This window comes from Candidatus Binataceae bacterium (genome assembly GCA_035500095.1).
GTDB lineage: Bacteria > Desulfobacterota > Binatia > Binatales > Binataceae > JAKAVN01.
Window position 1 is genome coordinate 1 of record DATJXN010000074.1, and the last position, 23,713, is coordinate 23,713.

General features: G+C 65.4%; 21 protein-coding genes and 1 pseudogene. 9 read left to right on the forward strand and 13 right to left on the reverse strand.

Translation table 11 applies throughout. The annotated features are described in order from the left end of the window. Nucleotides 1–22 precede the first annotated feature (22 nt). Nucleotides 23–475 (reverse strand): Hsp20/alpha crystallin family protein, encoded by a 453-nt coding sequence (locus tag VMI09_07545; GenBank protein ID HTQ24535.1) that lies wholly within the window; start codon nucleotides 473–475, stop codon nucleotides 23–25. A gap of 137 nt (nucleotides 476–612) precedes the next feature. Next, nucleotides 613–819 carry a hypothetical protein gene (locus VMI09_07550; protein ID HTQ24536.1) on the reverse strand — a complete coding sequence of 69 codons (207 nt, stop codon included), beginning with the start codon at nucleotides 817–819 and terminating at the stop codon, nucleotides 613–615. Between VMI09_07550 and VMI09_07555 the strand changes: the two genes are divergently transcribed. The 6 genes from VMI09_07555 to VMI09_07580 all read left to right on the forward strand — a co-directional run bounded on the left by VMI09_07555 (nucleotide 818) and on the right by VMI09_07580 (nucleotide 8,283). Further along, complete coding sequence (locus VMI09_07555) at nucleotides 818–1,555, forward strand: methyltransferase (protein HTQ24537.1); 738 nt, start codon at nucleotides 818–820, stop codon at nucleotides 1,553–1,555. The genes VMI09_07550 and VMI09_07555 overlap by 2 nt on opposite strands. Nucleotides 1,556–1,722: 167 nt before the next feature. Beyond that, nucleotides 1,723–2,349 carry a DJ-1/PfpI family protein gene (locus VMI09_07560; protein HTQ24538.1) on the forward strand — a complete coding sequence of 209 codons (627 nt, stop codon included), beginning with the start codon at nucleotides 1,723–1,725 and terminating at the stop codon, nucleotides 2,347–2,349. A 97-nt stretch (nucleotides 2,350–2,446) separates the two neighbouring features. After that, nucleotides 2,447–4,909: a glycosyltransferase gene (locus VMI09_07565; GenBank protein ID HTQ24539.1), complete on the forward strand. Its 2,463-nt coding sequence runs from the start codon at nucleotides 2,447–2,449 to the stop codon at nucleotides 4,907–4,909. Continuing rightward, complete coding sequence (locus VMI09_07570) at nucleotides 4,909–6,696, forward strand: ABC transporter ATP-binding protein (GenBank protein HTQ24540.1); 1,788 nt, start codon at nucleotides 4,909–4,911, stop codon at nucleotides 6,694–6,696. Before VMI09_07565 ends, VMI09_07570 begins: the two co-directional genes overlap by 1 nt. A 44-nt stretch (nucleotides 6,697–6,740) precedes the next feature. Continuing rightward, nucleotides 6,741–7,352, forward strand: a complete 612-nt coding sequence (gene coaE / locus VMI09_07575) for a dephospho-CoA kinase (GenBank protein HTQ24541.1) — start codon at nucleotides 6,741–6,743, stop codon at nucleotides 7,350–7,352. Nucleotides 7,353–7,362: 10 nt separating this feature from the next. Further along, on the forward strand, nucleotides 7,363–8,283 hold the full coding sequence (locus tag VMI09_07580) for a 2-dehydropantoate 2-reductase (protein HTQ24542.1): 921 nt from the start codon (nucleotides 7,363–7,365) through the stop codon (nucleotides 8,281–8,283). 45 nt (nucleotides 8,284–8,328) lie between these two features. Here the strand turns inward: VMI09_07580 and VMI09_07585 are convergent, their stop codons facing one another. The 10 genes and pseudogenes from VMI09_07585 to VMI09_07630 all read right to left on the reverse strand — a co-directional run bounded on the left by VMI09_07585 (nucleotide 8,329) and on the right by VMI09_07630 (nucleotide 20,387). Continuing rightward, nucleotides 8,329–9,021: a glutathione S-transferase N-terminal domain-containing protein gene (locus VMI09_07585; protein ID HTQ24543.1), complete on the reverse strand. Its 693-nt coding sequence runs from the start codon at nucleotides 9,019–9,021 to the stop codon at nucleotides 8,329–8,331. 114 nt (nucleotides 9,022–9,135) lie between these two features. Continuing rightward, nucleotides 9,136–10,191: pseudogene (gene prfB / locus VMI09_07590) on the reverse strand (peptide chain release factor 2). 183 nt (nucleotides 10,192–10,374) lie between these two features. Continuing rightward, nucleotides 10,375–12,042, reverse strand: coding sequence for an apolipoprotein N-acyltransferase (gene lnt / locus VMI09_07595; protein HTQ24544.1), 1,668 nt, complete (start codon nucleotides 12,040–12,042; stop codon nucleotides 10,375–10,377). Beyond that, the gene (locus VMI09_07600) at nucleotides 11,997–12,548 is read right to left on the reverse strand and encodes a hypothetical protein (GenBank protein ID HTQ24545.1); all 552 of its coding nucleotides are present in this window, start codon (nucleotides 12,546–12,548) and stop codon (nucleotides 11,997–11,999) included. The genes lnt and VMI09_07600 overlap by 46 nt, the downstream gene beginning before the upstream one ends. Next, a complete protein-coding gene (ybeY, locus tag VMI09_07605) occupies nucleotides 12,545–13,153 on the reverse strand; it encodes an rRNA maturation RNase YbeY (GenBank protein ID HTQ24546.1) in 609 nt (202 codons plus the stop codon). The genes VMI09_07600 and ybeY overlap by 4 nt, the downstream gene beginning before the upstream one ends. A 3-nt stretch (nucleotides 13,154–13,156) precedes the next feature. Further along, on the reverse strand, nucleotides 13,157–14,077 hold the full coding sequence (locus tag VMI09_07610) for a PhoH family protein (GenBank protein ID HTQ24547.1): 921 nt from the start codon (nucleotides 14,075–14,077) through the stop codon (nucleotides 13,157–13,159). A 260-nt stretch (nucleotides 14,078–14,337) separates the two neighbouring features. Further along, nucleotides 14,338–17,007 carry an alanine--tRNA ligase gene (gene alaS / locus VMI09_07615; GenBank protein HTQ24548.1) on the reverse strand — a complete coding sequence of 890 codons (2,670 nt, stop codon included), beginning with the start codon at nucleotides 17,005–17,007 and terminating at the stop codon, nucleotides 14,338–14,340. 145 nt (nucleotides 17,008–17,152) lie between these two features. After that, nucleotides 17,153–17,914: an acetoacetate decarboxylase family protein gene (locus tag VMI09_07620; protein HTQ24549.1), complete on the reverse strand. Its 762-nt coding sequence runs from the start codon at nucleotides 17,912–17,914 to the stop codon at nucleotides 17,153–17,155. Continuing rightward, entirely contained in the window at nucleotides 17,914–19,023 is a 1,110-nt protein-coding gene (locus tag VMI09_07625; GenBank protein ID HTQ24550.1) for an LLM class flavin-dependent oxidoreductase, read from the reverse strand. The genes VMI09_07620 and VMI09_07625 overlap by 1 nt, the downstream gene beginning before the upstream one ends. A 122-nt stretch (nucleotides 19,024–19,145) precedes the next feature. Continuing rightward, entirely contained in the window at nucleotides 19,146–20,387 is a 1,242-nt protein-coding gene (locus tag VMI09_07630) for an MFS transporter (GenBank protein HTQ24551.1), read from the reverse strand. Nucleotides 20,388–20,504: 117 nt separating this feature from the next. On the opposite strand from VMI09_07630, the gene VMI09_07635 reads away from it, so the two are divergent. After that, nucleotides 20,505–21,158 (forward strand): hypothetical protein, encoded by a 654-nt coding sequence (locus VMI09_07635; GenBank protein HTQ24552.1) that lies wholly within the window; start codon nucleotides 20,505–20,507, stop codon nucleotides 21,156–21,158. Here VMI09_07635 and VMI09_07640 read toward each other — a convergent pair. Beyond that, the gene (locus VMI09_07640) at nucleotides 21,155–22,558 is read right to left on the reverse strand and encodes an LLM class flavin-dependent oxidoreductase (GenBank protein HTQ24553.1); all 1,404 of its coding nucleotides are present in this window, start codon (nucleotides 22,556–22,558) and stop codon (nucleotides 21,155–21,157) included. The two genes, VMI09_07635 and VMI09_07640, sit on opposite strands and share 4 nt — an antisense overlap. Before the next feature lie 99 nt (nucleotides 22,559–22,657). Between VMI09_07640 and VMI09_07645 the strand changes: the two genes are divergently transcribed. Both VMI09_07645 and VMI09_07650 read left to right on the forward strand, forming a co-directional pair. Then, entirely contained in the window at nucleotides 22,658–23,221 is a 564-nt protein-coding gene (locus tag VMI09_07645) for a DUF924 family protein (GenBank protein HTQ24554.1), read from the forward strand. 139 nt (nucleotides 23,222–23,360) lie between these two features. Then, a partial coding sequence (locus tag VMI09_07650; protein HTQ24555.1) for a hypothetical protein occupies nucleotides 23,361–23,713 on the forward strand: 353 nt, incomplete at its 3' end.

Consider the following 23,713-nt stretch of genomic DNA (forward strand, 5'->3'; position numbering starts at 1 on the left):
GTGCGGCGCGCCGCGCGGGGCCTTAGTTCTCGACGTTGACCTTGATTTTGGTCGGCTTGGCCTCTGGCTTCTTGGCCACCGCCACCTCGAGCACGCCGTCGCGATAGGTCGCCTTGATCGCATCGGCGCTCGCGTCCTCAGGCATCGTGAACGCCCGGCGGATCGTTCCGTAGCTGCGCTCCGCCAGATGAATCTCGGCCTCCTTCGACCACTCCGGACGCTTGCGCTCGGTCTCGATCACCAAGCTGCCGTCCTCGACCTGGACATTGACCGAATCGGCCTTGATGCCCGGCATGTCGAAGTAGAAATGATATCCCTCGCTATCCTCGACCACGTCGGCGCGCGGCGTCACATGGGTTTGAGCCACCCGTCCCGTTTCACCGAGCAGACCCGTTTCGTTGAACAGCCGGTTGAGCCTGTTCATCCGGTCGTACAGCCATCCGTTCGCGTAGCCGTTTCCCAGTACCACTTCCATTGTGCAAATCCTTCCGACCGCAGTTATGCCGGTCGCATTTGATTTTTGCTGCGCACGCCGGGCTCGTTTCCCTGCGCGCCTTGCTAAAAAGAAGGTAAGTACGATCCGCGAACCGTCAAGCGGGGCTGGAATTTGGGCTATTCATTCTCCGGAGCGGCCGGCGTTTTCGCCCGCTCGATCTCGGCCGCGAAAAGGCGCGCCATCTTCGGATGGCCCTCGCGCTCGGCGAGGTCGCATCCCTCTTTGAGCACCTCGAGCGCGCGCGCTAGGTTGCCGTTGGCGAGATAGACGCCGGCCTTGCGAAAGATCCGTGCGTAACGCTCGCCCTGATCGGCGGAATCCATGATTGAATCGACCGCGGAAGAAACTCTCGACATGATCCTAGGCGGGGCGCTGCGCCTTTACCAGCCGCGCCGCGGCTACCGCTTCTCGGTCGACTCCGTGCTGCTCGCGCGCTTCGCCGCCGCGCGGCCGGCCGCGCGCGTGCTCGACTTGGGCGCGGGATGCGGCGTCGTCGCACTGATCTACGCCGCCCTCGTCAAGCCGCACGAAGTGATCGCGCTCGAGCTTCAACCGGCGCTCGCTGCGCTCATCGCGCGCAACGTATCGCTCAACGGTCTCGGCATGGTCCGAGCCATCTGCGGCAACTTGCGAAACCGCGGCGCGCTCGGGACGGCTGCCGGCGGCTTCGACCTGGTGCTCGCCAACCCGCCGTTTCGCGCCCGCCTGAGCGGGCGTGAAAGTCCGCTCGCCGGCCGCCGCCTCGCTCGGGGCGAGGCGGCGGCCCGCCTCGAGGATTTCGTCGCGGCCGCGGCGCGCTACGCGCGCCACGGCGGCCGCGCTGCCTTCGTCTTATCCGCCGCGCGCAGCGCCGAGCTTGTCTCGGCGCTGCGCCGCCGCCGCCTCGAGCCCAAGCGCATCCGCTTCGTCCATCCCTACGCCGCCGCCAGCGCCTCGACCGTGCTGGTCGAGGCGCGCAAGGGCGGCGGGGTCGAAGTCGAAGTCGAGCCGCCGCTGGTGATGTACGACGCGCCGGGCGTATACAGCGACGCGGCGCGAGCGCTGCTGGAGCGACCGTAAAACGGCCGCTCCAGCAGCGCTCGCCGAGGCAGCGGCCGGGGCGGCGGCGGCGCACCGGGCAGCTGCCACGCCGCGGCGGGCTAGCGCGCGCACTTGCCCGCCGCGACGTCCGTGGTTAACCTTCACGCTCCGCGCACATATAGCTCCGCGCGCGAATGGGAGGCTTGATGGCATCGCGGAAAACCGTCGGCGTGCTGCTCTTCGAGGGCTTCGAACTGCTCGATGTATTCGGCCCTTTGCAAGCGTGGGGAATGCTCGCGGAAATTACCCGCGCATACACAATCGTCGCGGCCGCCGAAACGCCTGGACCGATTAGAAGCGCGCAGGGGCCACGCGCCGTCGCCGACTATGCGCTCGCCGATTGTCCGCCAATCGACGTGATCCTTGTGCCGGGCGGTATCGGCACGCGGCGGGAGGTCAACAACGCGGCGCTGCTGGAATGGCTGCGGCGACGCGCAGCGCAAGCCGAGGTCGTGACTTCCGTATGCACCGGCGCAGCGCTGCTCGCGTGCGCCGGATTGCTCGACGGACGCCGCGCGACCTCGAACAAGCTCGCCTTCAAGTGGGTGACCTCGCAGGGCCCGGCAGTCCAATGGGTCGGGCAGGCGCGATGGGTCGAGGACGGCAAGTTCACCACGTCGTCGGGAGTCTCGGCCGGAATCGATATGGCGCTCGCGATGATCGCGAGGCTGGTGGACGTAAACACTGCCGAGCAAATCGCTATCCGGATGGAATACGAATGGCATCGCGATCCGTCCTGGGATCCGTTCGCGAAGATCCACGGATTGGTCTGATGCTCTGACGCCGCCTGCGAGCTTCGCCGCCAAGCGAGCCGCGCGTGCGCGCACGGGCGCGTTGCGCGTTCTGATTGTTTACGATTAGCTCATCGGAATGGATCGTCTGGTCGCACGCGGCAAATTTCTGTTCGAGGGTGAGCGTAAGTTTCACGCACGCGGCGTTTCTTACGGGCCGTTCAGCCCCAATTCGCGCGGCGAGCGTTATCCGGAACCCGAACGTGCGGCACAGGATTTCGCGCTGATGCGTGAGCTCGGCGCCAACGTGGTCCGCACGTACGTGCCACCGCCACCGTGGATGTTCGAGCTGGCCGCGAATCACCAATTGCGCCTGATGGTCGGGATGCCGTGGCCATTTCACATGGCGTTTCTCGACTCGCGCCAGATGTCCGCCGATATTCGCAACACCATCCGCACATCGGTGAGCGAGATGCGCCGCTACGCCGACGTCATCTTCGCCTTCAGCCTCGGCAACGAGATCCGCTCCGATATCGTCCGCTGGCACGGCGCGCGCGCGGTCAGCCGCTTCATGAGCGATCTCTACGACCTCGGCAAAAGCATCGCGCCCGACTCGCTCTTCACCTATTCCAACTATCCGTCATCCGAATATCTCGATCTGAGTTTCCTCGATTTCATCTGCTTCAACGTGTACCTGCATCGCGAGCCCGACTTTCGCCGCTACCTGACCCATCTGATGGCGGCGACGGGCGATCGTCCGCTGGTATTGAGCGAAACGGGAATGGACACCATCCGCGAGGGCGAAGAGCATCAGGCCGAACTCCTCACGTGGCAGGCGCGCGCGGCGTTTGAGCTGGGGCTCTCGGGATTTATCGTGTTCGCCTTCACCGACGAATGGCATACCGGCGGCGCGGAAATCGCGGACTGGGCCTTCGGGCTCGTGACCCGTGAGCGCGCGCGCAAACTCGCCTTCGACGCAGTCAGCGCAGTCTTCCAATCCCCGCTGCCGCCGCCGCTGAAACATCCTCCGAAACTTTCGGTAGTGGTGCCCGCTTACAACGCGGAAGCGACGCTCGCCGATTGCCTCGCATCGCTCGCCCAGCTCAACTACCCGGACTACGAAACCATCGTCGTCGACGACGGTTCGAGCGACAAGACCGGAGAGATCGCGGCGCGGGCCGGCGTGCGGATGCTGCGCGTGGAGCATCGCGGACTCGCCGCCGCGCGCAACAGCGGAATCGAGGCCGCCGCCGGAAGCGCGGTCGCTTTCATCGACGCCGATGCGTGTGCCGATCGCGATTGGCTCTACCATCTGGCGGAATCGCTAACGCGGCGCGAAGCGGCGGCGGCCGGCGGCCTCAATTTCGCGCCGCCGCCCGCCTCGGCGCTCGCCGCCGCGATCGCCGCCGCGCCCGGGCAACCGCGCGAGGTCCGCGCCGGCGACGACACGCTCGAACAACTCTGCGGATGCAACATGATCGTCGACAAGACGGCGGTCCGTGCAACCGGCGGATTCGATCCGATGTTCACTGCGGCCGGCGACGACGTCGATTTCTCGTGGCGGCTTGGCGAGAAAAAGATGGCCATCGCGAGCGCGCCCGCCGCGGTCGTCATCCATGAGCGCCGCGCGACGCTTGCGGCCTACGTCGAACAGCAACGCGGATACGGCCGCGGCGAGGGTCTGCTGTTTCGCAAGTATCCGATGAAGGAAGGCGGCACGGGCTCGATGTATGGCGGCGCCTCGTGGCTAAGCGGCCTGCTTGGCGGCGCGCGGATCTATTACGGGGCTTTCGGCCGCGGTCTTTTTCAAAGCGTCTATCCGGACAGCGGAACTTCTCCGCTGGTGCAACTGCCGCTCACCGCGGCGTGGGTCGCGATCGCGATCGTCATGGCCGTCGCCGGTTTGGCAAGCGCGCCGATGGGGTGGCTTGGATGCGCCGCGCTTGCGCTGACGTTCGCAAGCGCGCTTCGCCTCGCGGCGATCGCAAGACCGTCGGTCAGCGTCAGAATGACCCCCGTGTCGCGCGCGTTGCTTGCGGTCGCGGCGCTTGCCGGAGCGCTCGCCCGCAGCGCCGAGCGCGAACGCGTCAAATGGAACTCCACGCCGGGACCCGGTCCGGCGGACGACGAGGCTGCGACCGTACGCGCGCGCGGCCGCGTGCTGGTCACGCTGGCGGAGCCCTTCGGCCACGGCGGTATCCAACCGCTGCTGGAGGCGATGCGCACGGCGTTGGTCCGCCGCGGGCTGGCTGCCGCGGCCGGCGACCGTTACGAAGTTTACGACATCATCGTTGTGATTCCGCCTGCGATGCGCGTGCACCTGAACGGCCTCGAACTGGAGGACGGCCGCGTCGCCCTGTCATGGCGCGCGCTGCCTGCCGGACGGCGAATCGCGATCGGTGCAGCGGCGATCGTCGTGCTGATGCTCGCGACGGGCTTCTCCGGCGTGGGTGCTATCGCCGCGGCCGCGAGCGCGGGAATATGCGCGGCGGCGCTCGCCGTGCTGCATCTAAGCCGTATGCCCGCCGCGCTCAAGGCTGCAGCCGCCGACGCCGCGGCAGCGCTCGGCGCCCGCGCCCACGTGGAAGAAGAAGCCGCCTGATGGGCACGCTCGGGCTCATCGGCGTGGTGTTGCGCCGCGCGCGGCTGCATCTGGGCCGGCTCGCGCTGGCCGTGGTATGCGTGACGATTTCGGCCGCACTCGAAGTGCTCAAGCCCTGGCCGCTCAAGATCGTGATCGACAACGTTCTGCGCGGCGCTCCGCTTGGCGCGGCGTGGCCCGCGTTCGCCATCGGGCTTTCGTCCGTGCATCTGCTGGCCGCCGTCTGCGCGGGCCTCGTGGTGCTTTACCTCGTGCTCGGCCTGATCAATGTCTTCAACAACTACATTTCGATTTCGATCGGCCAGCGGATGGTCAACGACCTGCGCGCCGAGATGTTCGACCATCTGCAGCGACTTTCGCTGTCGTTCCATCGCGGCCGCCCGATCGGCGATCTGATGGTGCGAATCACGTACGACACCTTCTCGGTCCAGACCATCGCGATGAACGGGCTGTTCCCGCTGCTCTCCTCCCTGGTGATGCTGGCGGAGATGTTCGTCGTGATGATGCGTATCGACGCGGAGCTGACGCTGGTGGCGCTCGGAGTGGTGCCGCTGCTGGCGGTCCTGATCGCAACCGCCAGCAAACCGATCGATCGCGCCGCCGCCGCCGCGCGGGTCAAGGAAAGCCGCCTCTACACGGTGGCCCATCGCTCGCTCGCCGCGATCCACGTGGTCCAGGCCTTCACCCGCGAGGCCGAATCCTACCGCGAGTTCGTCGAATCCAGCACGGAGAGCCTGGGCGAAACGCTCAAGCTCTACATCCTGCAGACCGGATACGCGGGCGCGGTCAACGTCCTGATTGCGATCGGCACGGCGCTCGCGATCTATATCGGCGCGCTGCACACGATGAGCGGCCGTCTCACGATCGGCGATCTGATCATTTTCGCCACTTACCTCGCCTCTCTCTATGCGCCGATCAACCAGATGTTCCAGACCTACGGCATGGTGCAGGGTGCGTTGGCGGGGCTGCGCCGATGCCTGGAGTTGCTCGCGATCGAACCCGAAGTCAAGGACCGTCCTGGAGCGCGCACGCTCGGACGCGCGGGCGGCGAGATCGAGTTCGCCGACGTCGTTTTCGGCTACACGCCGGGCCACCTGGTGCTCAAGGGCGTGAGCTTTCGCGCCGGGCGCGGCGAAACGATCGCGATCGTCGGGCCGAGCGGCGCGGGCAAGACGACGATGGCGAGCCTGCTGGTGCGCTTTTACGAACCGCAACAGGGCGTGATCAAAATCGACGGGCACGACGCGCTGGATTTCACCCTGGAGTCGCTAAGGCAAAACGTCGCGATGGTGCTGCAGCCACCGCTGGTGCTGTACGACACGATGCGCGCGAATATCGCGCTCGGCCGTCCGGGCGCGAGCGTGCGCGAGATCGAACGCGCCGCCACGGCTGCCCGCCTCGACCCGGTGATCGCGCGGCTGCCCTCCGGCCTCGACGAGATCGTCGGCCAGGGGGGCCACAGCCTCTCCGAGGGCGAGGCGCAGCGGGTGACGATCGCGCGGGCCCTGCTCCGCGACGCGCCGGTGCTGGTGATGGACGAGCCGACCAGCGCGCTCGACGCGGAGACCGAGGCGCTGGTGCTGGCGGCGGTGCGTGAGGCCATGCGCGGCCGCACCACGCTGGTGATCGCGCATCGGCTCTCCACGATTCAGAACGCAGATCGCATCCTGGTCCTGCGCGACGGCGAAATCGCAGAGCAGGGCACCTTCGCCGAATTGCTTTCGCGCGGCGGCTTCTTCAGCTACCTCTACAATCTGCAGTCGTGGGGACGCGAGGCGGCGGGCTAGCCGGCCTGCCTGGCCCGCCGCGGCGGCACAACGATTCAATCGCGATGAAACCAATCACAATCGGACTCACGGGCGGAATCGGATCGGGCAAGAGCACGGCGGCAAAGATTCTGGCCGAGCTGGGCGCGCCCGCGATCGACGCCGACAAGGTGGGCCACGAGATCTATCAGCCGGGCGCTCCCGCTTACCGGGAATTGATCGATGCGTTCGGCGAAGGAATTCTCGCCCCCGACCGCACGATCGACCGGCGCAAGCTTGGACCGATCGTCTTTGCCGACCCGGCGGCGCTCAAGCGGCTCAACGCGATCGTGCATCCGAAAATGTTCGCGCGCATGGGCGAGATGGTCGCGGCGATGCGCCGCGGCGGCGAAACGCGGCCGATCGTAATCGAGGCGGCAATCCTGATCGAAGCCAACTGGCAGCCGCTGTTCGACGAGATCTGGCTGGTCACAGCCTCGCGCGCACAGGTGGTCGAACGGGTCGAGCGCGACCGCGGGCTCAAGCCCGAACAGACCGAGGCGCGCATCCGCGCGCAGCTCCCGGACGAGGAGCGACGCAAGTACGCAACCTCGGTGCTTCGCAACGACGGCACGCTCGAAGAGCTGCGCGCCGCGGTAACGCGCCTGTGGCAGGAAGCGCTTGCCCGCGCCGCCTGAGGAGTCAACGATGAAAATTCTGATCATGGGGGCAGGCGCGGTAGGACTCTTCTACGGGGCGCGCCTGCAGCGCGCCGGCGAGGAAGTATATTTCTGCGCGCGCGGCGAAAACCTGCGCGCGCTCCGCGAGCATGGCCTCGAAGTCAAAAGCATCCAGGGCGATTTCGTCCTCCAGGTCAAGGCAACCGGCGACCCGCGCGAATTCGCCCCGTACGAACTGATCCTGTTCTGCGTCAAGTCCTACGACACTGTGGCCGCCGCCGGACAGCTCGACGGATGCCTCGCCGCAGACGGCGCGGTGATGACGATCCAGAACGGGGTCGAGAATGAAGACGCGCTTTGCACGGTGTTGCCGCGGAAATCGGTTATGGGCGGCAACGCGCGCGTGGGCGCCGAACTGACTGCGCCGGGCAAGCTGCTGCATACCGCATCCGGCATCGTCGAGTTCGGCGAACTCGATGGCGCCGACACGCCGCGCGCGCAGCGGATCGCGGAGGCTTTCAAACGTGCCGGAGTTTTCGGCCAGTTCACGCGCGATCTGAAGAGCGTGCGCTGGAAGAAACTGATGGGCAACAATGGCACCAACACGGTGAGCACGCTCGCGCGCTGCACGCTCGGCGGGATGTTTGCCGAGCCCGAAGGCGCCGCCCTGGTGCATCGCCTGATGAGCGAGACCGCGATCGTGGGCCGCGCCGAGGGCGCGAACATATCCGACGAAGACGTCGAGGCGCTCTACAACGTCGCCCGCAATTTCTCCAACGCGAGCGCGGTCAAGCCTTCAACGCTGCAGGACCTCGAACGCGGCAAGCGCCTCGAGTACGACGCGATAAGCGGAGCGGTGCTCCGCGCCGCGCGCCGCCGCGGGCTGAGCGTGCCCGCGACCGAGACCGTGCACACGCTGCTGAAGCTGCTCGACGCCAATCGCGGTTGAACGCCCGCTGCTGAGCGCTCAAAGAGACGCGCCGCGGCTTCGCCTCTAACGCTTCTCGTACTGCTTGGGGCCGAACAACGTCTGCCAGGACTGCTTGTCCGGCGGCCCGTGATGCAGCTGCTCGGCCATTACCGCGCATCCTTTCTGCACCGCCGGACGCTTTTCCAGGTCATCGTACCAGCGCTTCAGATTCGGAAAGTCCTCCAGATCCTGTCCCTGCCATTTGTGCGGGCGGAGCCACGGATAGGTCGCGATGTCGGCGATCGAATAGTCGCCGGCGAGGTACGGAACCTCTCCGAGACGCTTGTCGATCACGTTGTAGATGCGCTTGGCTTCGTTAGTGTAGCGGTCGATCGCGTACTGAATCTGATCCGGCGCGTAGCGGCGGAAGTGATGCGCCTGGCCGAGCATCGGACCGACGCTCGCCATCTGGAACATCAGCCACTCGAGCACGTTGTAGCGCCCGCGCGCATCCTTCGGCATCAATTTCCCGCTCTTGTCGGCGAGATAAATCAGGATCGCGCCGGACTCGAAAAGCGAGATCGGCTTGCCGTCCGGACCCTCCGAATCGACCATCGCGGGAATCTTGTTGTTGGGACTGATCTTGAGAAACTCGGGCTTGAATTGGTCGCCCTTGCCGATATTGATCGGGATGACGTTGTAAGGCATCCCCAGTTCTTCGAGCGCGATCGTGACCTTGTAGCCGTTGGGCGTCATCCAGAAATAAACGTCGATCATAGAATCTCCTTAAGCTCGAATCTCTCCGGGGCCGCAGGTGCAGAGCGCGGCGCAACGCAGGCGCTCTTAGACTCTGCGCCATCGCACACGCGCCGTGCAAGCGGACGCGCCGCGTCAGGCCGGCGCAACCTCGGCGCCCGCCTTGCGCACGCCCATCAGGAAGGCCTCGATAAACGGATCGATCGCGCCGTCGAGCACCGCGTCGGTGTTGCCGATTTCGACGCCGGTGCGATGGTCCTTCACCATGCGGTAGGGCTGGAGGACGTAGGAGCGGATCTGGCTGCCCCACGTGATGTCCTTCTTCTCCTTGCTGAACTGCTCGAACTGCTCGCGCTTTTTGCGCTCTTCGAGCTCGAACAGCCGCGCGCGCAGAATCTTCATCGCCATCGCGCGGTTCTTGTGCTGCGAGCGTTCGTTCTGGCAACTCACCACGATCCCGGTCGGAATGTGCGTCATGCGCACGGCGGAGTCGGTCTTGTTGACGTGCTGGCCGCCGGCGCCGCTTGCGCGGAAAGTATCGACGCGCAGATCGGCGGGATTGATCGTCACCTCGACCTTGTCGTCGATCGCCGGAAAAACGAAGACCGATGCGAATGAGGTATGACGCCGTGCGTTCGCGTCGAAGGGCGAGATGCGCACGAGGCGATGGATTCCCGCTTCGGCCCTGAGGTAGCCGTAGGCGTAGTCGCCCTCGACGGTGAAGGTCGCGCTCTTGATCCCGCCGCCTTCACCCGGCTGCAGGTCGGCGAGGTCGGTCTTGTAGCCGTGGCGCTCGGCCCATCGCAGGTACAGCCTGAGGAGCATATCGGCCCAGTCTTGCGCCTCGAGCCCGCCGGCGCCCGGATGGATCGAAACGATCGCGCCGAGACGATCGTACTCGCCGCCGAGCATCACCTGCAATTCCTGGCGCTCGATTTCGGCGCGCGTCTTGTTGAGCGCCGCTTCCGTTTCGCGGGCCGCCTCGGAGCCCTCCCCCCCCTCCTCTTCGGCCATCGATAAAAAGAGCCGCGCCTCGTCGAGCGCCGTGCGCAGCCGCTCGAAGCCCGTGAGCAGTTCGTTGATGCGATCGTTTTCCTTGAGCGTAGCCTGGGCGGCGTCCGGCCGATCCCAGAAGCCGGGCTTGCCGGTCTCTTTCAGCAGTTCTTCATGGCGGGACTTGAGGCTCGCGACGTCAAAGACGCCTCCCGAGTTTCTCGGTGCGAATCTCGAAGTCGGCTATCTGATCGCGCATTTCGCTGAGTTCCATACGATGTCTCACTCCGTGCGGGAGCGTTTCCCGCTATCCGGTTCATTGTGCCAGATGCGGAGCTTAAGCTTAATGGCCCTCGGCGCGAGCGCAGCGCCGCCGTTGCGTCAACCGCTTTTTCCGTTGCGATTGAGCGCTCCCGCGACCGGCGAGGGCATAGCTTGCGCGCCGCGGCCGCGCAGGATCGCGAGCAGCACGCCGACCAGCGTCAGCACGAAGCAAACCTCCGAGAACAGATCGCCGGCCATCGTGTAGATCGTGCGCCGCGGTCGCCAGCTCACGTCCTCGATCTCCGTGCCGCGCTTAAATAGCGGCGTGCGCGCCGTGATGCTGCCGTCGGCGTCGATTATCGCGCTTACCCCGGTGTTGGCCACCCGCACCATCGGGACCTTGGTCTCGACCGTGCGCATCGCGGCCATCGCGAGCAACTGGTAGGGCGCCGAACTCTCGCCGTACCAGGCGTCGTTGGTGATGTTGAGCAGGACGTTGGCGCCTCCCTTGACCGCCCGCCGGGTCAGGTCGGGAAAGATGCTCTCGTAGCAGATCAGCACGGCGAGCTGCGCGCCCTTGACCGGAAAGAGCGTCTGCGCTGTGCCCGGAATCATGTCGCCGAAGCCGTGCACGATGCGGTTGACGATCAGCCCCAGCAGCGGGCGCATCGGCACATACTCGCCGAAGGGCACCAGCTGAATCTTGTCGTAAAAGCCGGCCACCTTGCCCTCGCCCGAGACCAGGTAGGCGCGGTTGTAGGTGCCGACCACGCCGTCGGGGGCGACACCGAGCGCCGGCGCGCCGAACAGGATCGGAGTGGCGGTGTCGGTGGCGAGCTTGAGCAGGCGGTCGCGATAGATCGCGTCGGCGGCGAAGCGCGGCGGATAGAGCGGCGTCGGCTGAAAGAAGAACGCGGCCGCCGCCTCCGGCCATACCACGAGGTCAACGTGATGGCGCGCGGCCTGTTCGGTCTGGTCGACATAAACGTCAAAGCTGCTGGCGAGAAACCCAGGGTCCCATTTGATGCTCTGCGGGATATCGCCCTGGACCATGGCCACCCGGATTTTTCCGGCCGGCCGTTCTGACGCGAGTGTATCCATCCGGATCGCCCCGAAGGCGAGCACCGCGAGCATCAGGGCCGTCAGCGTCCCGAGGCTCCAGGTCTGCACGCGTCGCGTATGATGGCCGAAGATCACGACGAAGACCACGGCATTGAAGAACACGATCAGCGCCGAGACGCCGTAAACGCCGGTTATCTCCGCGAACTGGATCAGTTGAAGGTTCCGGTAAGCCGTGTAGCCGAGCAAATTCCACGGGAATCCGATCGGAAAGAAACTGCGGAGCCATTCCACTGCCGGCCATGCGATCGGCAGGGTCACGAAAATCGGCAACCCAAGGCGTACCGTCGTGAACTCGGCGGCCCAGATCGCTAGTCCCGCAAACAGCGCCATGATCGCCGCCAACAGGACCAGCGGCCCGGCGGCGAGGATCGGATTGACGCCGGCGAAGTGATGGAGCGTGTACTCGATCCAGTAGAGCGAGATGACATAGCAGACCAACGCCTGGAAGAAGGCGTAGCCGAAGACCCGGCCCATACTCTCGCCCTCGATCGCCTGGAGCAGCGGAACGAAGGCGATCCATGCGAGGAGATTGATGTCGAACTTGGGAAAGGCGACACCCAACGCAATACCGCTGATGACGCACAGCGCAAGGCGGGTCGAAGCATTGAGCGGGCCGTTCAGGATGTCCCGAATAGCTCGCGAAGCGGTATCAGGCCGGCGCATGGGGGATGGCCTTGGAAGCGATCGTAGATTTCGTCGGCGTCGCGCCAGGTCTCGACCAGCGCAACCGCACGGCCGGCCGGCAAAGCGAGATCGCCCGCCATCCGCCATTCGCGCTCATAGCTCCAATCAATTGGTGTCTTCCGTTCAAGCTCAAGGGCCACCACGCGCCATCGTTCGCCCGGCGCCAGCAGATTTTCGGCCTCGCGCCACGGCATATAGACAACCGGCCGGGCTCCCGCCCGGAAAGCATACCTTTTATCGATCGCGATCCCGAAGGGCTCATAGCGGCGGCGGTTACGCCGGTCAAGCAGAAGGCGCAAGTCGCGCACCGGCACGTCGAACAGGCATACAACGGCGCGCCCCTCGCGTACCATCCGGGTCGAGCAGCGAATGACGCCGTCGCGCAGGATGGCAACGAGGTTGTCCAGCGCCGACGAGGTCTTTGCGGCGCGCGTGAAATGGGTGAGCGTCGCGGCCGCCGGTACCTTCAGACGCCGCCTGCTCATTTTTTTGCGCCCCGCAGTTTTGCCTTTGCGCTCCGCGGCCTCGGCTTTGAACTTCGCGGCTTTGGTCTGGCGCTCGCGGGTGCTCTCGAGCTGATGCGCCGCAACGCCGCGGCCAGTTCGCGCTCGCGCGCGAACATCCGCCGCGCGTCGGCGGGCGAGCGCTCGTGGTCGTAGCCCAGCAGGTGCAGCAATCCATGCACCAGCAGCGTCCGCATCCGCGCCGCAGGCGCGACGCCGAGACGTCGCGCCTGCCGGCCCGCCGTATCCACGGAAATCACAACGTCGCCGAGTGCGGCGCCCGCCGCGGGGCCGAGCGGCGGCGGCGCGGGCGCGATGCGCCCGCGCCGCCGCCCCGGATACGCGGTGTCCGACGGCATCTCCTCAGATGTGGTCTCCTCGAGCTGCGAGAACGACAGCACGTCGGTTGCCCGGTCCTTGCCGCGAAACTCGCGGTTGAGCGCGTGCACGAAATCGTCGCCGGCGATCACAACCGACAGCTCGCACCCCGCAACGCCCAGAAGCGCCATCAGGCGCCGCCCGTCGGCACGGAGCTGCGCCGCGTACGGCCGCCCGCGGCCGCCCTCGCATCGCAGCGCGACCGCCACCGCCTATTCCTTCGCGAGTTTGCTTCCGTTGTCGGGCAGGAGATCGAGCCGCCCCTCGGAGGCCGCCTCGTAGGCGGTAATCACCGCCTGCACCAGGCGATGGCGCACGACGTCGCGCTCGTCGAAGTGGACGAACGAAATACCGGGCGTGCGGGCGAGCACGGTGCGCGCCTCTTTCAATCCCGAAAGCTTGCCGCTAGGAAGATCGATTTGCGTGATATCGCCCGTGATCACCGCCTTGGAGCTATAGCCCAGGCGGGTGAGGAACATCTTCATCTGCTCCGAGGTCGTGTTCTGCGCCTCGTCGAGGATGATGAACGAATCGTTGAGCGTGCGGCCGCGCATAAAGGCGAGCGGCGCGACCTCGATCGTGCCGCGCTCGAGCATCCGGCGAGCGCGGTCGAAATCGACCATGTCGTGCAGCGCGTCGTAGAGCGGGCGCAGATACGGATTGACCTTCTCCGCCAGGTCGCCGGGCAAAAAGCCCAGCCGCTCGCCGGCCTCGACCGCCGGCCGGCAGAGCACCATCCGCGTGACCTGGTTCTTCATCAGCGCCGCCAGCGCCATCGCCATCGCCAGGTATGTCTTGCCGGTCCCGGCAGGTCCGATCCCGAAGACGATGTCGTGCGAACGGATCGCGTCGATATAGCGCTTCTGGTTGACGCTCTTGGGCGCGATCACGCGCTTGTGCGCGGAGATGTAGATGGTATCGAGGAAAATATCCTTGAGATCGACGTTGCGGTCGGCGCGCACGATCCGGACCGAGTATTCGACGTCGCTCGGGTAGATCGGATGGCCCTGCTTCACGATCTCGTAGAGATCGCTCAGCACCTTGCCGGCCAGCGCCTGGTCCGCATGTGCGCCCGAGATGCGCAGCGTACTGCCATTGACGCCAATCCGCACGCCGAGCGCCTGCTCGATCACATGAACGTGTGCGTCGTGCTGACCGAGAAGATCGGTAAAGAACCGATGGTCGTCGAAGTGGAGTTCGAGGGAATCTTCGGTGGCTGACTGAGAAATGGTGTTGCTAAGCCTCTGTGCCGTCTATTCGCGGCGTCCGGGTCCGCAGAGCCGGAGCGGACGATCCGCCGGGTAGTCGTCGATCGTAGCTCTTTTCGTGTTCACTTTTAAAGCCCGGCTTTATGACGGCCAAATTAAGCGTGCGCGCGAGCATCCAGGAGCGGTTACGCGACCAGCGCGGCGACCCGTTCCAACGCCTCGTCCAGCCGCGAGGCGTCGCGGCCTCCGGCCTGCGCGAAATCCGGCCGTCCGCCGCCCGTGCCGCCGACGATCGGCGCGATCTGCTTGACGATATCGCCGGCCTTGATTCGAGAGGTTAGATCGGACGTGACGGCGACCACGATTGCCACCTTGTCGTCAACGACCGAACCCAGCGCGACCACCGCGGAGCCGTACTTCTGCCGCATCCGGTCGGCCATCTCGCGGAGCGCCCGCGGGTCGACGCCCTCGACGCGCCGCGTGACGATTTTCACGCCCCCGGCCTCGCGAAGCTTCTCCGCATCGGCGCCGCCCGCCGCGCCTTCTCCTGCGACCAGCTTTTGTTCGAGCGCGCGGAGTTTTTTCTCGAGCTCCTTCTCGCGCGCGAGCAGGCGCTGCAGGCGCTCGACCGCGGCGTCGTCACGGGCCCCCAGATGGCCGCCGATCGTTTCCAGGATTCGCTCGCGGCGGCGAATGGAATCGAGCGCGCCCTGCCCCGTCGCGGCCTCGATTCGGCGCACGCCCGCGGCGACGCCCGATTCGGCCTCGAGCTTGAAGAACCCGATATCGCCGGTGCGATTGACGTGCGTGCCGCCGCACAGTTCGACCGAAAAGTCGCCCATCCGCACCACGCGCACGACGTCGCCGTACTTGTCACCGAAAAACGCGAGCGCGCCCGCCTTGATCGCGTCGTCGTAGGCCATCTCCTGGGTCGCGACCTCGGCGTTTTCGCGAATCCGCGCGTTTATCTCCTCCTCGATCCTCGCGAGCTCGCCCTCGCCGACCGGACCCGCGTGCGCGAAGTCGAAGCGCAGGCGGTCAGGCGCAACCAGCGAGCCCGCCTGATGCACTCCGCTGCCGAGAACGTCGCGCAGCGCGTAGTGCAGGATATGGGTCGCGGAATGATTGAGCATCGCGGCGTCGCGGCGCGTCCGATCGACGGCCAGCTTGACCGGCCGCCCGCGCTCGAAATCGCCCGCCGCGCCGCGCAGCATCCGTCCGACGTGGAGGATGGAGCCGTCGGCCTTGCGCGTATCGACGATTTCGAGCAGCGCGCCGTTTGCGGACTCGATCACGCCGCGATCGCCGATCTGGCCCCCGCCTGCGGGATAAAAGGGCGTCTCGGCGGTCACCAGAATCACACGATTGTCGCCGTCGCGATGGGCCGCGAGGATTTCGGACTCGGCGTCGTAGCGATGGTAGCCGACGAAGCGCGAGGCGGCGCTTGCGTCGAGCTTGATTTCAGGAGCGATCGCGTCGTCCTTGCGCGCGGCGCGCCCGCGCTCGCGCTGCTCTTCCATCAGGCGGTTGAACTCGGCGACGTCGACCTCGAACCCGTCGTCTCGAAGCACGTCTTCAGTGAGATCCAGCGGAAAGCCATACGTGTCATAGAGCTGAAACGCTACGTCGCCGGGGAATCTCCTGCTCTTGATCGTGGACTGGCGCTCCCGCCACTCCGCTATCAACTGCAAGCCCCGATCGAGGGTCTCGGCGAAGCGCGACTCCTCTTGAGAGACCTCGCGACTGATCTTGTCTTTTGCTTCCCTGAGTTCTGGGTAGGTTTCGCCAAACGCGGAGACTACGGCGTCTGAACAAACCGACGAAAGAAATTGAGTGCGTATACCTAAGCGTCGCCCGTGCCTCACTGCTCGGCGAATCAGCCGACGAAGCACGTAATCCCTTCCGGTGTTACCGGGAACAACCCCTTCGGCGATCAGAAAGCTGATGGCACGCGCATGATCCGCGATTGCGCGAAGTGAAACATCGAAATTCTGGCTTACCCCGTAGCGGACGAACGTTTGCGATGCCTTAGCCCTTTCTTCGATGGCACGAATGACAACCTTGAAAACGTCGATATCGTAATTTCCCAGGACCTTGCCGGTTTCCAGGCTCTGCAGCACTGACGCGACGCGCTCGAGGCCCGTGCCCGTATCGACGTGCTTCATCGGCAGCGGCGTAAGCTTCCCGGCCGCGTCGCGGTTGAACTGGATGAACACCAGGTTCGCCAGTTCGATAAACCGCGAGCAGCCCTCGACATTGACCGCGCATTCCTCGCCCGCGTCCGCGTGGCCGCTCCGATTACAGGCGGCCGCTCCGCGATCGATATGAATCTCCGAGCACGGACCGCACGGTCCGGTCTCGCCCATCTCCCAGAAATTGTCCTTGGCGCCGCATCGCAGCACCCGCTCGCGCGGCAGATAGCCGAGCTCGAGCCACGCCTGCTCGGCTTCGTCGTCGTCGTTATAAACGGTCGCCCACAGGCGGTCGGCCGAGATTCCCCAGACCTCGTTGACGAGCTTCCAGTGGAACTCGATCGCTTCGCGCTTGTAGTAGTCGCCGAACGACCAGTTGCCGAGCATCTCGAAGAACGTGTGATGGTACGAGTCGCGGCCGACCGCTTCGAGGTCGTTGTGCTTGCCGGAAATCCTGAGGCATTTCTGGCAGTCGGCGACGCGCGCCCGGGGCGGCTTGCGGATACCGAGGAAATAATCCTTGAACGGAACCATCCCGGCGTTGGTGAACAGCAGCGTCGGGTCGCCCTTGGGGACCAGCGACGCCGAGGGCACGATCTGATGGCCGCGTTCCCTGAAAAAATCGAGGAACGATTGACGAATTTTATCTGTGGTCCAGCGCATGTAGGAAATATTCTAACGCAAGCGATGCGATTTTTCTGCCCTAGCTCCTCTTGGGCGGGCTACGGCGGGCGGGCCGGGCCTGAAAGCGTACGGGGTGTGCCGGGAGCGGCCAGGGGCGCCGGACAGGCAGGTACTGGACGAGCCGCTACGCGGCAACCCGCGTCGTGCCCTGGAAGGCCGGGCGCTCGGGGTCGCAGATGAAGCGAATCCGGGGCAGTGCTATGTCGGCGACAGCGTAGCTCATCGAAATCGGATTGCGGACTTTCAGATGGCCGCCCGAATCGCCCCACGCGGCGCTTTCGAGCGTGCGCAGCGCGGGACGGCCGCGCTCGGCGCGCGAAAAGACGAACTCCGGATCGACCTGCACCAGCACGAGCTGGCCGTCTTCCCGATTGCGCGCCAGATGCATGCTCGCGATGTACTGGATGTCGTTGCCGGAGATCATGTCGCGGTCGAGCATTTCCATTTCCAGGATCGTGCGGTCCTCGGCGGCGACACGCCCGATCACACGGTCGTGCCGCACGGTCAGCTTGATCTCGCCGGGCGCCGTGGGATAGCCCCAGCGCGCGGCCAGTTCGCGCCGGGCGTCGGCGCTGTCGCAGAAGCTCCGCAGCACGAAGTCGCGCGGGCGCACGCCGGCGCGCCCGGCGATCTTGACCTCGCCCAGCGAAAACGCGCCGACCGGGCTCTCGGGGCACACGATTACGGTGAACGTCGCGTAGGCCGGGATCGCCGGATGCATCGTGCGCGGCAACAGGTAGTCGCCGAGGTCGTCGTCTATCTCGTGGTTGAAGTTGAGAATTCGCGCCTGCTTGAGCGTCCACGGCTCGGTCCCGTAGCCGAGAATTTCGCTCGCGCCCTTCTCGGCGAACGTCTTTGCGTCGAGCTTTCCGAGACGCGGCGGCATCAGCGGCCCCCCGCCGCGGCGACGCTCTGGTTCTCGTCGCGAAAATGCGGCATCACGTGTTTCGCGAAAGTGCGCAGGCTCTCGAGCACGTCCTTTTGCGGAATCGTCTCGAGCGCGTTCAGCAGAAAGTTGATCCGGTCGACGCCCGCCGACTCCCAGTTCTTGCACGCGCGCAACACGCGCTCTGGATCGCCGATCGCGATTCCCTCGGGCACGCCGTGATCGTCGCCGGGGCCGGCCGCCTCCTGGCGGAGCGTCGGCAACAGGCCGAGCGAGGGATACGACTTGGTCGGGTAGGCCTCGCGGCAGGCGAGCAACTGCGCGGCGAGAAAATTGAACGTGCCGAGTAACCGGCGCCCGTTCTTGACGCCCTTCTCGGTCTCCTCGTGACAATAGAGAAAGTTGACCGTGCTGACTTTTTCGTTGACGAACTCGCCGACCGGCTCGCAGTTGCGGATGATGCGGCGGTAATTCTTGACCTTCTCTCCTTGCTCCTTGAACGAGCCGAAGGTCAGCCCCAGGCTGCCCATTCCACGCTCGGCTGCATCGATCTCGGTGCCCGGACTGGTCACCGCAACCCAGAGCGGCGGATGCGGCTTCTGGTAGGGCTTGGGCAGGATGGTCCGCACGGGCATCGACCACGACCGCCCCTCGTAGCCGAAGCGCTCTTGCGTCCACATCTTGGGCAGGCAGTGCACGAATTCGTCCCAGGTCTTTTTGGTCTCGTCGGGATTGACGTTGAAGCCGCCAAGTTCGGTCCAGGTGGCCGAGCGGCCGGTCCCGACTTCGAGCCGCCCGCCCGAAACGATATCCATCGTCGCGGTGCGTTCGGCGATTTTGATCGGATGATTGAATTGTGGGACGCAGACGATGATGCCGTGGCCGACGCGGATGTTCCTGGTCTTCATCGCGCAGGCGGTGAGAAAAATCTCCGGCGCCGAGCAGTGCGAGTATTCCTCGAGGAAATGATGCTCGACCGCCCAGACCTGGTCGAAGCCGAGTTCGTCAGCCAGCATCACCTGCTCCAGGCAATTGTCGTACACCCGCTTTTCAGTTTCGCGGTCCCACGGGCGCGGCACGGAGATTTCGTAGAAGATGCCGAACTTCATTGCTTCACCTCACGTTTGCGATTTCGCGCGACGCGCTCTGCGCCTGGGCAAGCCGAAGGGAGACGGCGACGACGGGCCACCTGAAGCTTCTACGTCCTGCCGATCTCGCCGTGCGCGGACCCTCAAAACGACGCCGCCGCGTGCAAGTCGGACCCTTTACGCTCCTGACCGAGGCTTATCACGATCGCGGCGCCGACCAAAGCCGCGGATCCCACTATCGCCTGCGCCGCCGCGTACGACGTATGGCGCGCCATCAGGGCCTCGACGAAGGCCGCGTTGGCCGCGAACATCACCCCTAACTGGTAGGCAAGCCCGGTGAAGAGCCCGCGCGCGTGGGGCGGCGACAGCTCCGAGAGATGCACCGGGATAACGCCCCATGCGCCCTGCACCATGAACTGCATCAGAAGCGCACCGACCGCGAGCCACGCCGGCGAATGCGGAAACACCCAAAGCGGCACCACCAGCGCGGCGGCCAGCGTCGCTCCCGCCATCGCACGGCGCCGGCCGATTCGGTCGGAAAGCCATCCGACGGTGACGCCGCCCATCAGCGCGCCGAGGCTGTAAATCGCGGCGATCGTTGCGACCGCCCGCGGCCCAAGCCCGCGTTCACGCTCGAGAAACGTCGGGTACATGTCCTGGGTCGCGTGCCCCATCAGGTTCATCAGCGTCATGAACACGACCAGGTAGATGAACAACGGCAGGTTGGCGCGCACCGTGCCCAGGATTTTGCGCGTGTCCGGACGCATCCGCTCCCATGCGCTCGACTCCTTCACCTTGGTCCGGATGTAGAGCGTGAGGATCGCGGGCAGGCCGCCGATGATGAACATGGGACGCCATCCGAAGCGCGGAAAGATGAAAAAGTAAGCGGCTGCCGCGAGCAGGTATCCGGCCGAATAGCCCTCCTGCAGCACTCCCGAAAGTACCCCGCGCCATCGCGCCGGTACCGTCTCCATCGCAAGCGACGCGCCGACACCCCACTCTCCGCCCATCCCGATTCCATAGAGCGCACGCAGCACAAGGAAGACCGTGTAGTTCGGCGCGAGACCGCTCAGCATCTCGACGACCGAGTAGAAAACCACGTCGATCATCAGCGGCAGCCGGCGGCCCCATCGATCGGCCATCCAGCCGAACAGCAGCGCTCCCACCGGACGCATCATCAACGTCGCGGTGATGGTGAAGGCGATGTCGGCGACCGAACGATGGAACTCCTTTGCGATTGCCGGGACCACGAAGACGAGGACGAAGAAATCGAACGCATCGAGCGTCCAGCCGAGACAGCTTGCTACGAGCGCGTGGACGGCGCTCGTGCCGGCTGACGCATCGGCGGCGGGAGCCAGTGGTGCGGGCGCAGGCTCGGTTTTCATAGCCTGCATGACATACTCGAACCAGCGGGCTCGAACCAGCGGGCAGCGCATAGCTCAGCGCGCGGGTCGCGAAAAGAATTTCCGCGTGAGTTGCGATTTCTCCAGTCGATGTCGAAAATGGGACAGGCAGTTGCTATGCGCTCGACGTTACGCTTGTGGCCGCTACCGATCCCGGTCGTGGTCGTCTCGTTGCTTGCCCCTTTGGCGACGACTCTCGCCGCTCTCGCGGCGGCGCCGGGGCTTGCGGCCGAACCGTTCCACTATCCTGCCGTGCTGCGCAACGGAAAGAAGATCGGCGACCTGGTGCCGGGGCTGAGCGGGCTCGACGACGTGATCAAGATGTTCCCGGCGGCGCCCGAGGACTATCCGGGCAATCCGCGCCCGCCGGCCGGCTTTCCCGAGGCCAAGATCGGCAAGGTCCAGCCCGAACCGAGCACCGTTTACAATCCTCCCGGGAGCAGCTACGCCCTGTTCTTCGACGACAACGACAAGCTGGTGATTATCGAGGACGCGCACTCGCCACTCGCCGGCCTAGGCGCGAAAGCGGTGCACAAGCGCTACCCGATGCTCAAGGACACCGGGCACGACGAGCGCGCGATCGAACTCCAGGGCCAGGTCGAACCATGCATCGTGATGATGGTGCTGTTCAGCGCCCGCACGCGGAAGGTGACCAAAATCGCGTACGTGTTCACCTGCCCGACCGCCGGCTCGCAGAGCACTCGTCGCGACGACGCCTCTGCCCGGGTTTTCCCGGTAGCGCTTCGCCGCTAGGCGCTCGCAGCGCGAGCTCGTCGCGGAGGACTGACGCCGGCAATTCGGTACGCGGGATGGTCCGGCAGCAGGCGGGAGACGCCTTCACCGAACAGATTTTCGCGCAGGGTCGCGCCGTCAAAGCCGGTGCGCATGCGGCCGCGGCGCTGCAGTTCGGGCACCACGAGTTCGACGAACTCGATGAAGCTGCCGGGCTGGTAAATCGGAACCAGGTTGATCCCATCGATGCCGGTTTCGTCGACCCATCGCTCGACCTCGTCGGCGACTCGCGCTGGCTCGCCGACCAGTATCGGCATCAGGCTCGCGAGCTTCATCTCTTCTCGCGCCTCGGCCAGAGTAAGCGGCGAGCGATCCGGATGCACTGCCGAGAACCATCGCGCCGCCGACTTGATGCCTTCCGAAGGAAAGCGGTCCAGCACGTCGTCGTCACGGAATTGCGAAAGATCGACGCCGGTCCATCCTCCGAACAGCGCGAACGCGCCCTCGGGGCTCGCGTACGAGCGCAGACGCTGCTCCTTGAGCCGCGCCTCAGCGTCGGTCTCGGCCACGATCGCCGAGAGCGCGAGTACCAGCTTGACGTGAGCGGGGTCGCGGCCCTGTTCGCGGATGGCGGCGCGGATGCGCGCTACGCGCGCGCGCGTGACCTCGATCGTCGGATAGACCAGGAACAGCGCCTCGCCGTGGCGCGCGCCGAACGCGACGCCGCGGCTCGATTGGCCGGCCTGCAGCAACAGCGGCGTGCGCTGCGGCGAGGGCTCGCACATGTGCGGCCCCTCGACCTCGAAATATTTGCCCTTGTGATTGATCGTATGGACGCGGGCGGGATCGGTATGCATGTCGCGGGCGGCGTCGCGCACGATCGCGTCGTCCTCCCAGCTTCCCTCCCACAGCTTGTACACGACCTCCATATATTCCTCGGCGCGCTCATAGCGCTGGTCGTGCGGCAGCATCTCGCCGAGGCCGTTGCGGCAGGCGCTGGCGAGATAAGAGGTCACGATGTTCCATCCCGCGCGGCCGCCGGTGAAATGGTCGAGCGAGGAAAAGAGTTTGGCGGTGTGGAACGGCGGATAGTAAGTCGTGCTGTAGGTCGAGATGAAGCCGAGATGGCGGGTCGCCTGCGCCATCGCCGCAAACAGCATCGTCGGATCGTTGCCCGGAAACTGCACGGCGTGACGGATTCCGGCTTCCGCGCTGCCCCGGTAAACGTCGTAAACGCCGTGGACGTCGGCGAAAAAGATCGAATCGAAGCATCCGGCCTCGAGCGTGCGCGCAAGATCGACCCAGAATCGCGTCGAAGTATAATCCTGCGACGTGCGGTCGCGCGGATTGCGGAACTGCCCGAACGATTGCAGCGCAGCCGCGCACTGACTGAAGGCGTTGAGGTGGATGATCTTCTTCATGGCGGGAACGATGCCAGACCGCGCCGGCGTTCAGAGAGTATATTCTCTGATCGCGCGCCGCGTGAAGCGAGCGCGTCCACTGCATAAGGAATTCCTTCGATGGAAACGAAGATCAATGAAATCCTGCAATTCTGGTTCGGCGACGGCTCCGATACGCAGCAGGAGCGCCGATGGTTCATGCAGGACGCGGGCTTCGACGAGGCCTGCCGAGCCGGCTTTCTCGCCGACCACGAACGCGCCGCGGCGGGCGAACTGGACGGCTGGAAACACTCGCCGCCCGGCGCGCTCGCGTTGATCCTGCTGCTCGACCAGTTTCCGCGCAACATGTTCCGCGGCACGCCGCGCTCGTTCGCAACCGACCCGCAGGCACGTGCGACTGCAAGAGAAGCGATCGCTCGCGGATTGGACCTAGCGCTCTCACCGATCCGGCGCTCGTTCGTTTATATGCCGTTCGAGCACAGCGAAAATCCCGCGGACCAGGAAGAATCGATACGGCTCTTTCAGAAGCTCGCCGCGGAGCATCCCGAAATGACCGAACACGTCAAGTACGCCGAACAGCATCGCGACGTCATCCGCCGCTTCGGCCGCTTTCCCTATCGCAACGCCGTGCTCGGCCGCACCTCGACGCCAGCGGAGATGGAGTTCCTGCGCCGTCCAACTTGACCGCGATTCCGGCCACCACCTATAGTGACCGTTCCGAGGCCGAGCCTGTCAGCCGAGCGATAGCGTCGCCGCGGATTCGCGCCGATTTACCCAACTCGATCCTGACCCGATCCAACGCGCACCCGTTAACCGAAAAATAATGAAACGACGCGAAGAGTTGTCCCGCTGGGAGCGCCTGTATCTCGGCGAAGTGCTGCGCGGCCTGGTGACCATCAACGCCCACTTCTTCCGCAACCTGGGGCTGCATATCGCGCACGCGATGGGCTTCGCGCGGGATCGCAAGGCCGCGACCACCGTGCAGTACCCCGATGAGCGCAAGACCTACTCCGAGGGCTATCGCGGAAGCCATCGCCTGACGCTGCGCCCCGACTCAACCGTGCGCTGCACCGCGTGCTTTCTCTGCGCGACCGCCTGCCCCGCGCAGTGCATCTATATCGAGGCCGGCGCGCATCCCAATCCCGAAGTCGAGAAATTTCCGCTGCGCTACGAGAT

Excerpts from the sequence above, each read along its gene's own strand:
- VMI09_07635 (HTQ24552.1), top strand. The coding sequence starts at position 20,505 with ATGGGACAGGCAGTTGCTATGCGCTCGACGTTACGCTTGTGGCCGCTA.
- VMI09_07640 (HTQ24553.1), bottom strand. The coding sequence starts at position 22,558 with ATGAAGAAGATCATCCACCTCAACGCCTTCAGTCAGTGCGCGGCTGCG.
- VMI09_07645 (HTQ24554.1), top strand. The coding sequence starts at position 22,658 with ATGGAAACGAAGATCAATGAAATCCTGCAATTCTGGTTCGGCGACGGC.
- VMI09_07550 (HTQ24536.1), bottom strand. The coding sequence starts at position 819 with ATGGATTCCGCCGATCAGGGCGAGCGTTACGCACGGATCTTTCGCAAG.
- VMI09_07560 (HTQ24538.1), top strand. The coding sequence starts at position 1,723 with ATGGCATCGCGGAAAACCGTCGGCGTGCTGCTCTTCGAGGGCTTCGAA.
- lnt (HTQ24544.1), bottom strand. The coding sequence starts at position 12,042 with ATGCGCCGGCCTGATACCGCTTCGCGAGCTATTCGGGACATCCTGAAC.
- VMI09_07620 (HTQ24549.1), bottom strand. The coding sequence starts at position 17,914 with ATGCCGCCGCGTCTCGGAAAGCTCGACGCAAAGACGTTCGCCGAGAAG.
- VMI09_07545 (HTQ24535.1), bottom strand. The coding sequence starts at position 475 with ATGGAAGTGGTACTGGGAAACGGCTACGCGAACGGATGGCTGTACGAC.
- VMI09_07570 (HTQ24540.1), top strand. The coding sequence starts at position 4,909 with ATGGGCACGCTCGGGCTCATCGGCGTGGTGTTGCGCCGCGCGCGGCTG.
- VMI09_07630 (HTQ24551.1), bottom strand. The coding sequence starts at position 20,387 with ATGAAAACCGAGCCTGCGCCCGCACCACTGGCTCCCGCCGCCGATGCG.
- VMI09_07565 (HTQ24539.1), top strand. The coding sequence starts at position 2,447 with ATGGATCGTCTGGTCGCACGCGGCAAATTTCTGTTCGAGGGTGAGCGT.
- VMI09_07600 (HTQ24545.1), bottom strand. The coding sequence starts at position 12,548 with ATGAGCAGGCGGCGTCTGAAGGTACCGGCGGCCGCGACGCTCACCCAT.
- VMI09_07585 (HTQ24543.1), bottom strand. The coding sequence starts at position 9,021 with ATGATCGACGTTTATTTCTGGATGACGCCCAACGGCTACAAGGTCACG.
- VMI09_07625 (HTQ24550.1), bottom strand. The coding sequence starts at position 19,023 with ATGAAGTTCGGCATCTTCTACGAAATCTCCGTGCCGCGCCCGTGGGAC.
- coaE (HTQ24541.1), top strand. The coding sequence starts at position 6,741 with ATGAAACCAATCACAATCGGACTCACGGGCGGAATCGGATCGGGCAAG.
- VMI09_07580 (HTQ24542.1), top strand. The coding sequence starts at position 7,363 with ATGAAAATTCTGATCATGGGGGCAGGCGCGGTAGGACTCTTCTACGGG.
- alaS (HTQ24548.1), bottom strand. The coding sequence starts at position 17,007 with ATGCGCTGGACCACAGATAAAATTCGTCAATCGTTCCTCGATTTTTTC.
- VMI09_07555 (HTQ24537.1), top strand. The coding sequence starts at position 818 with ATGATTGAATCGACCGCGGAAGAAACTCTCGACATGATCCTAGGCGGG.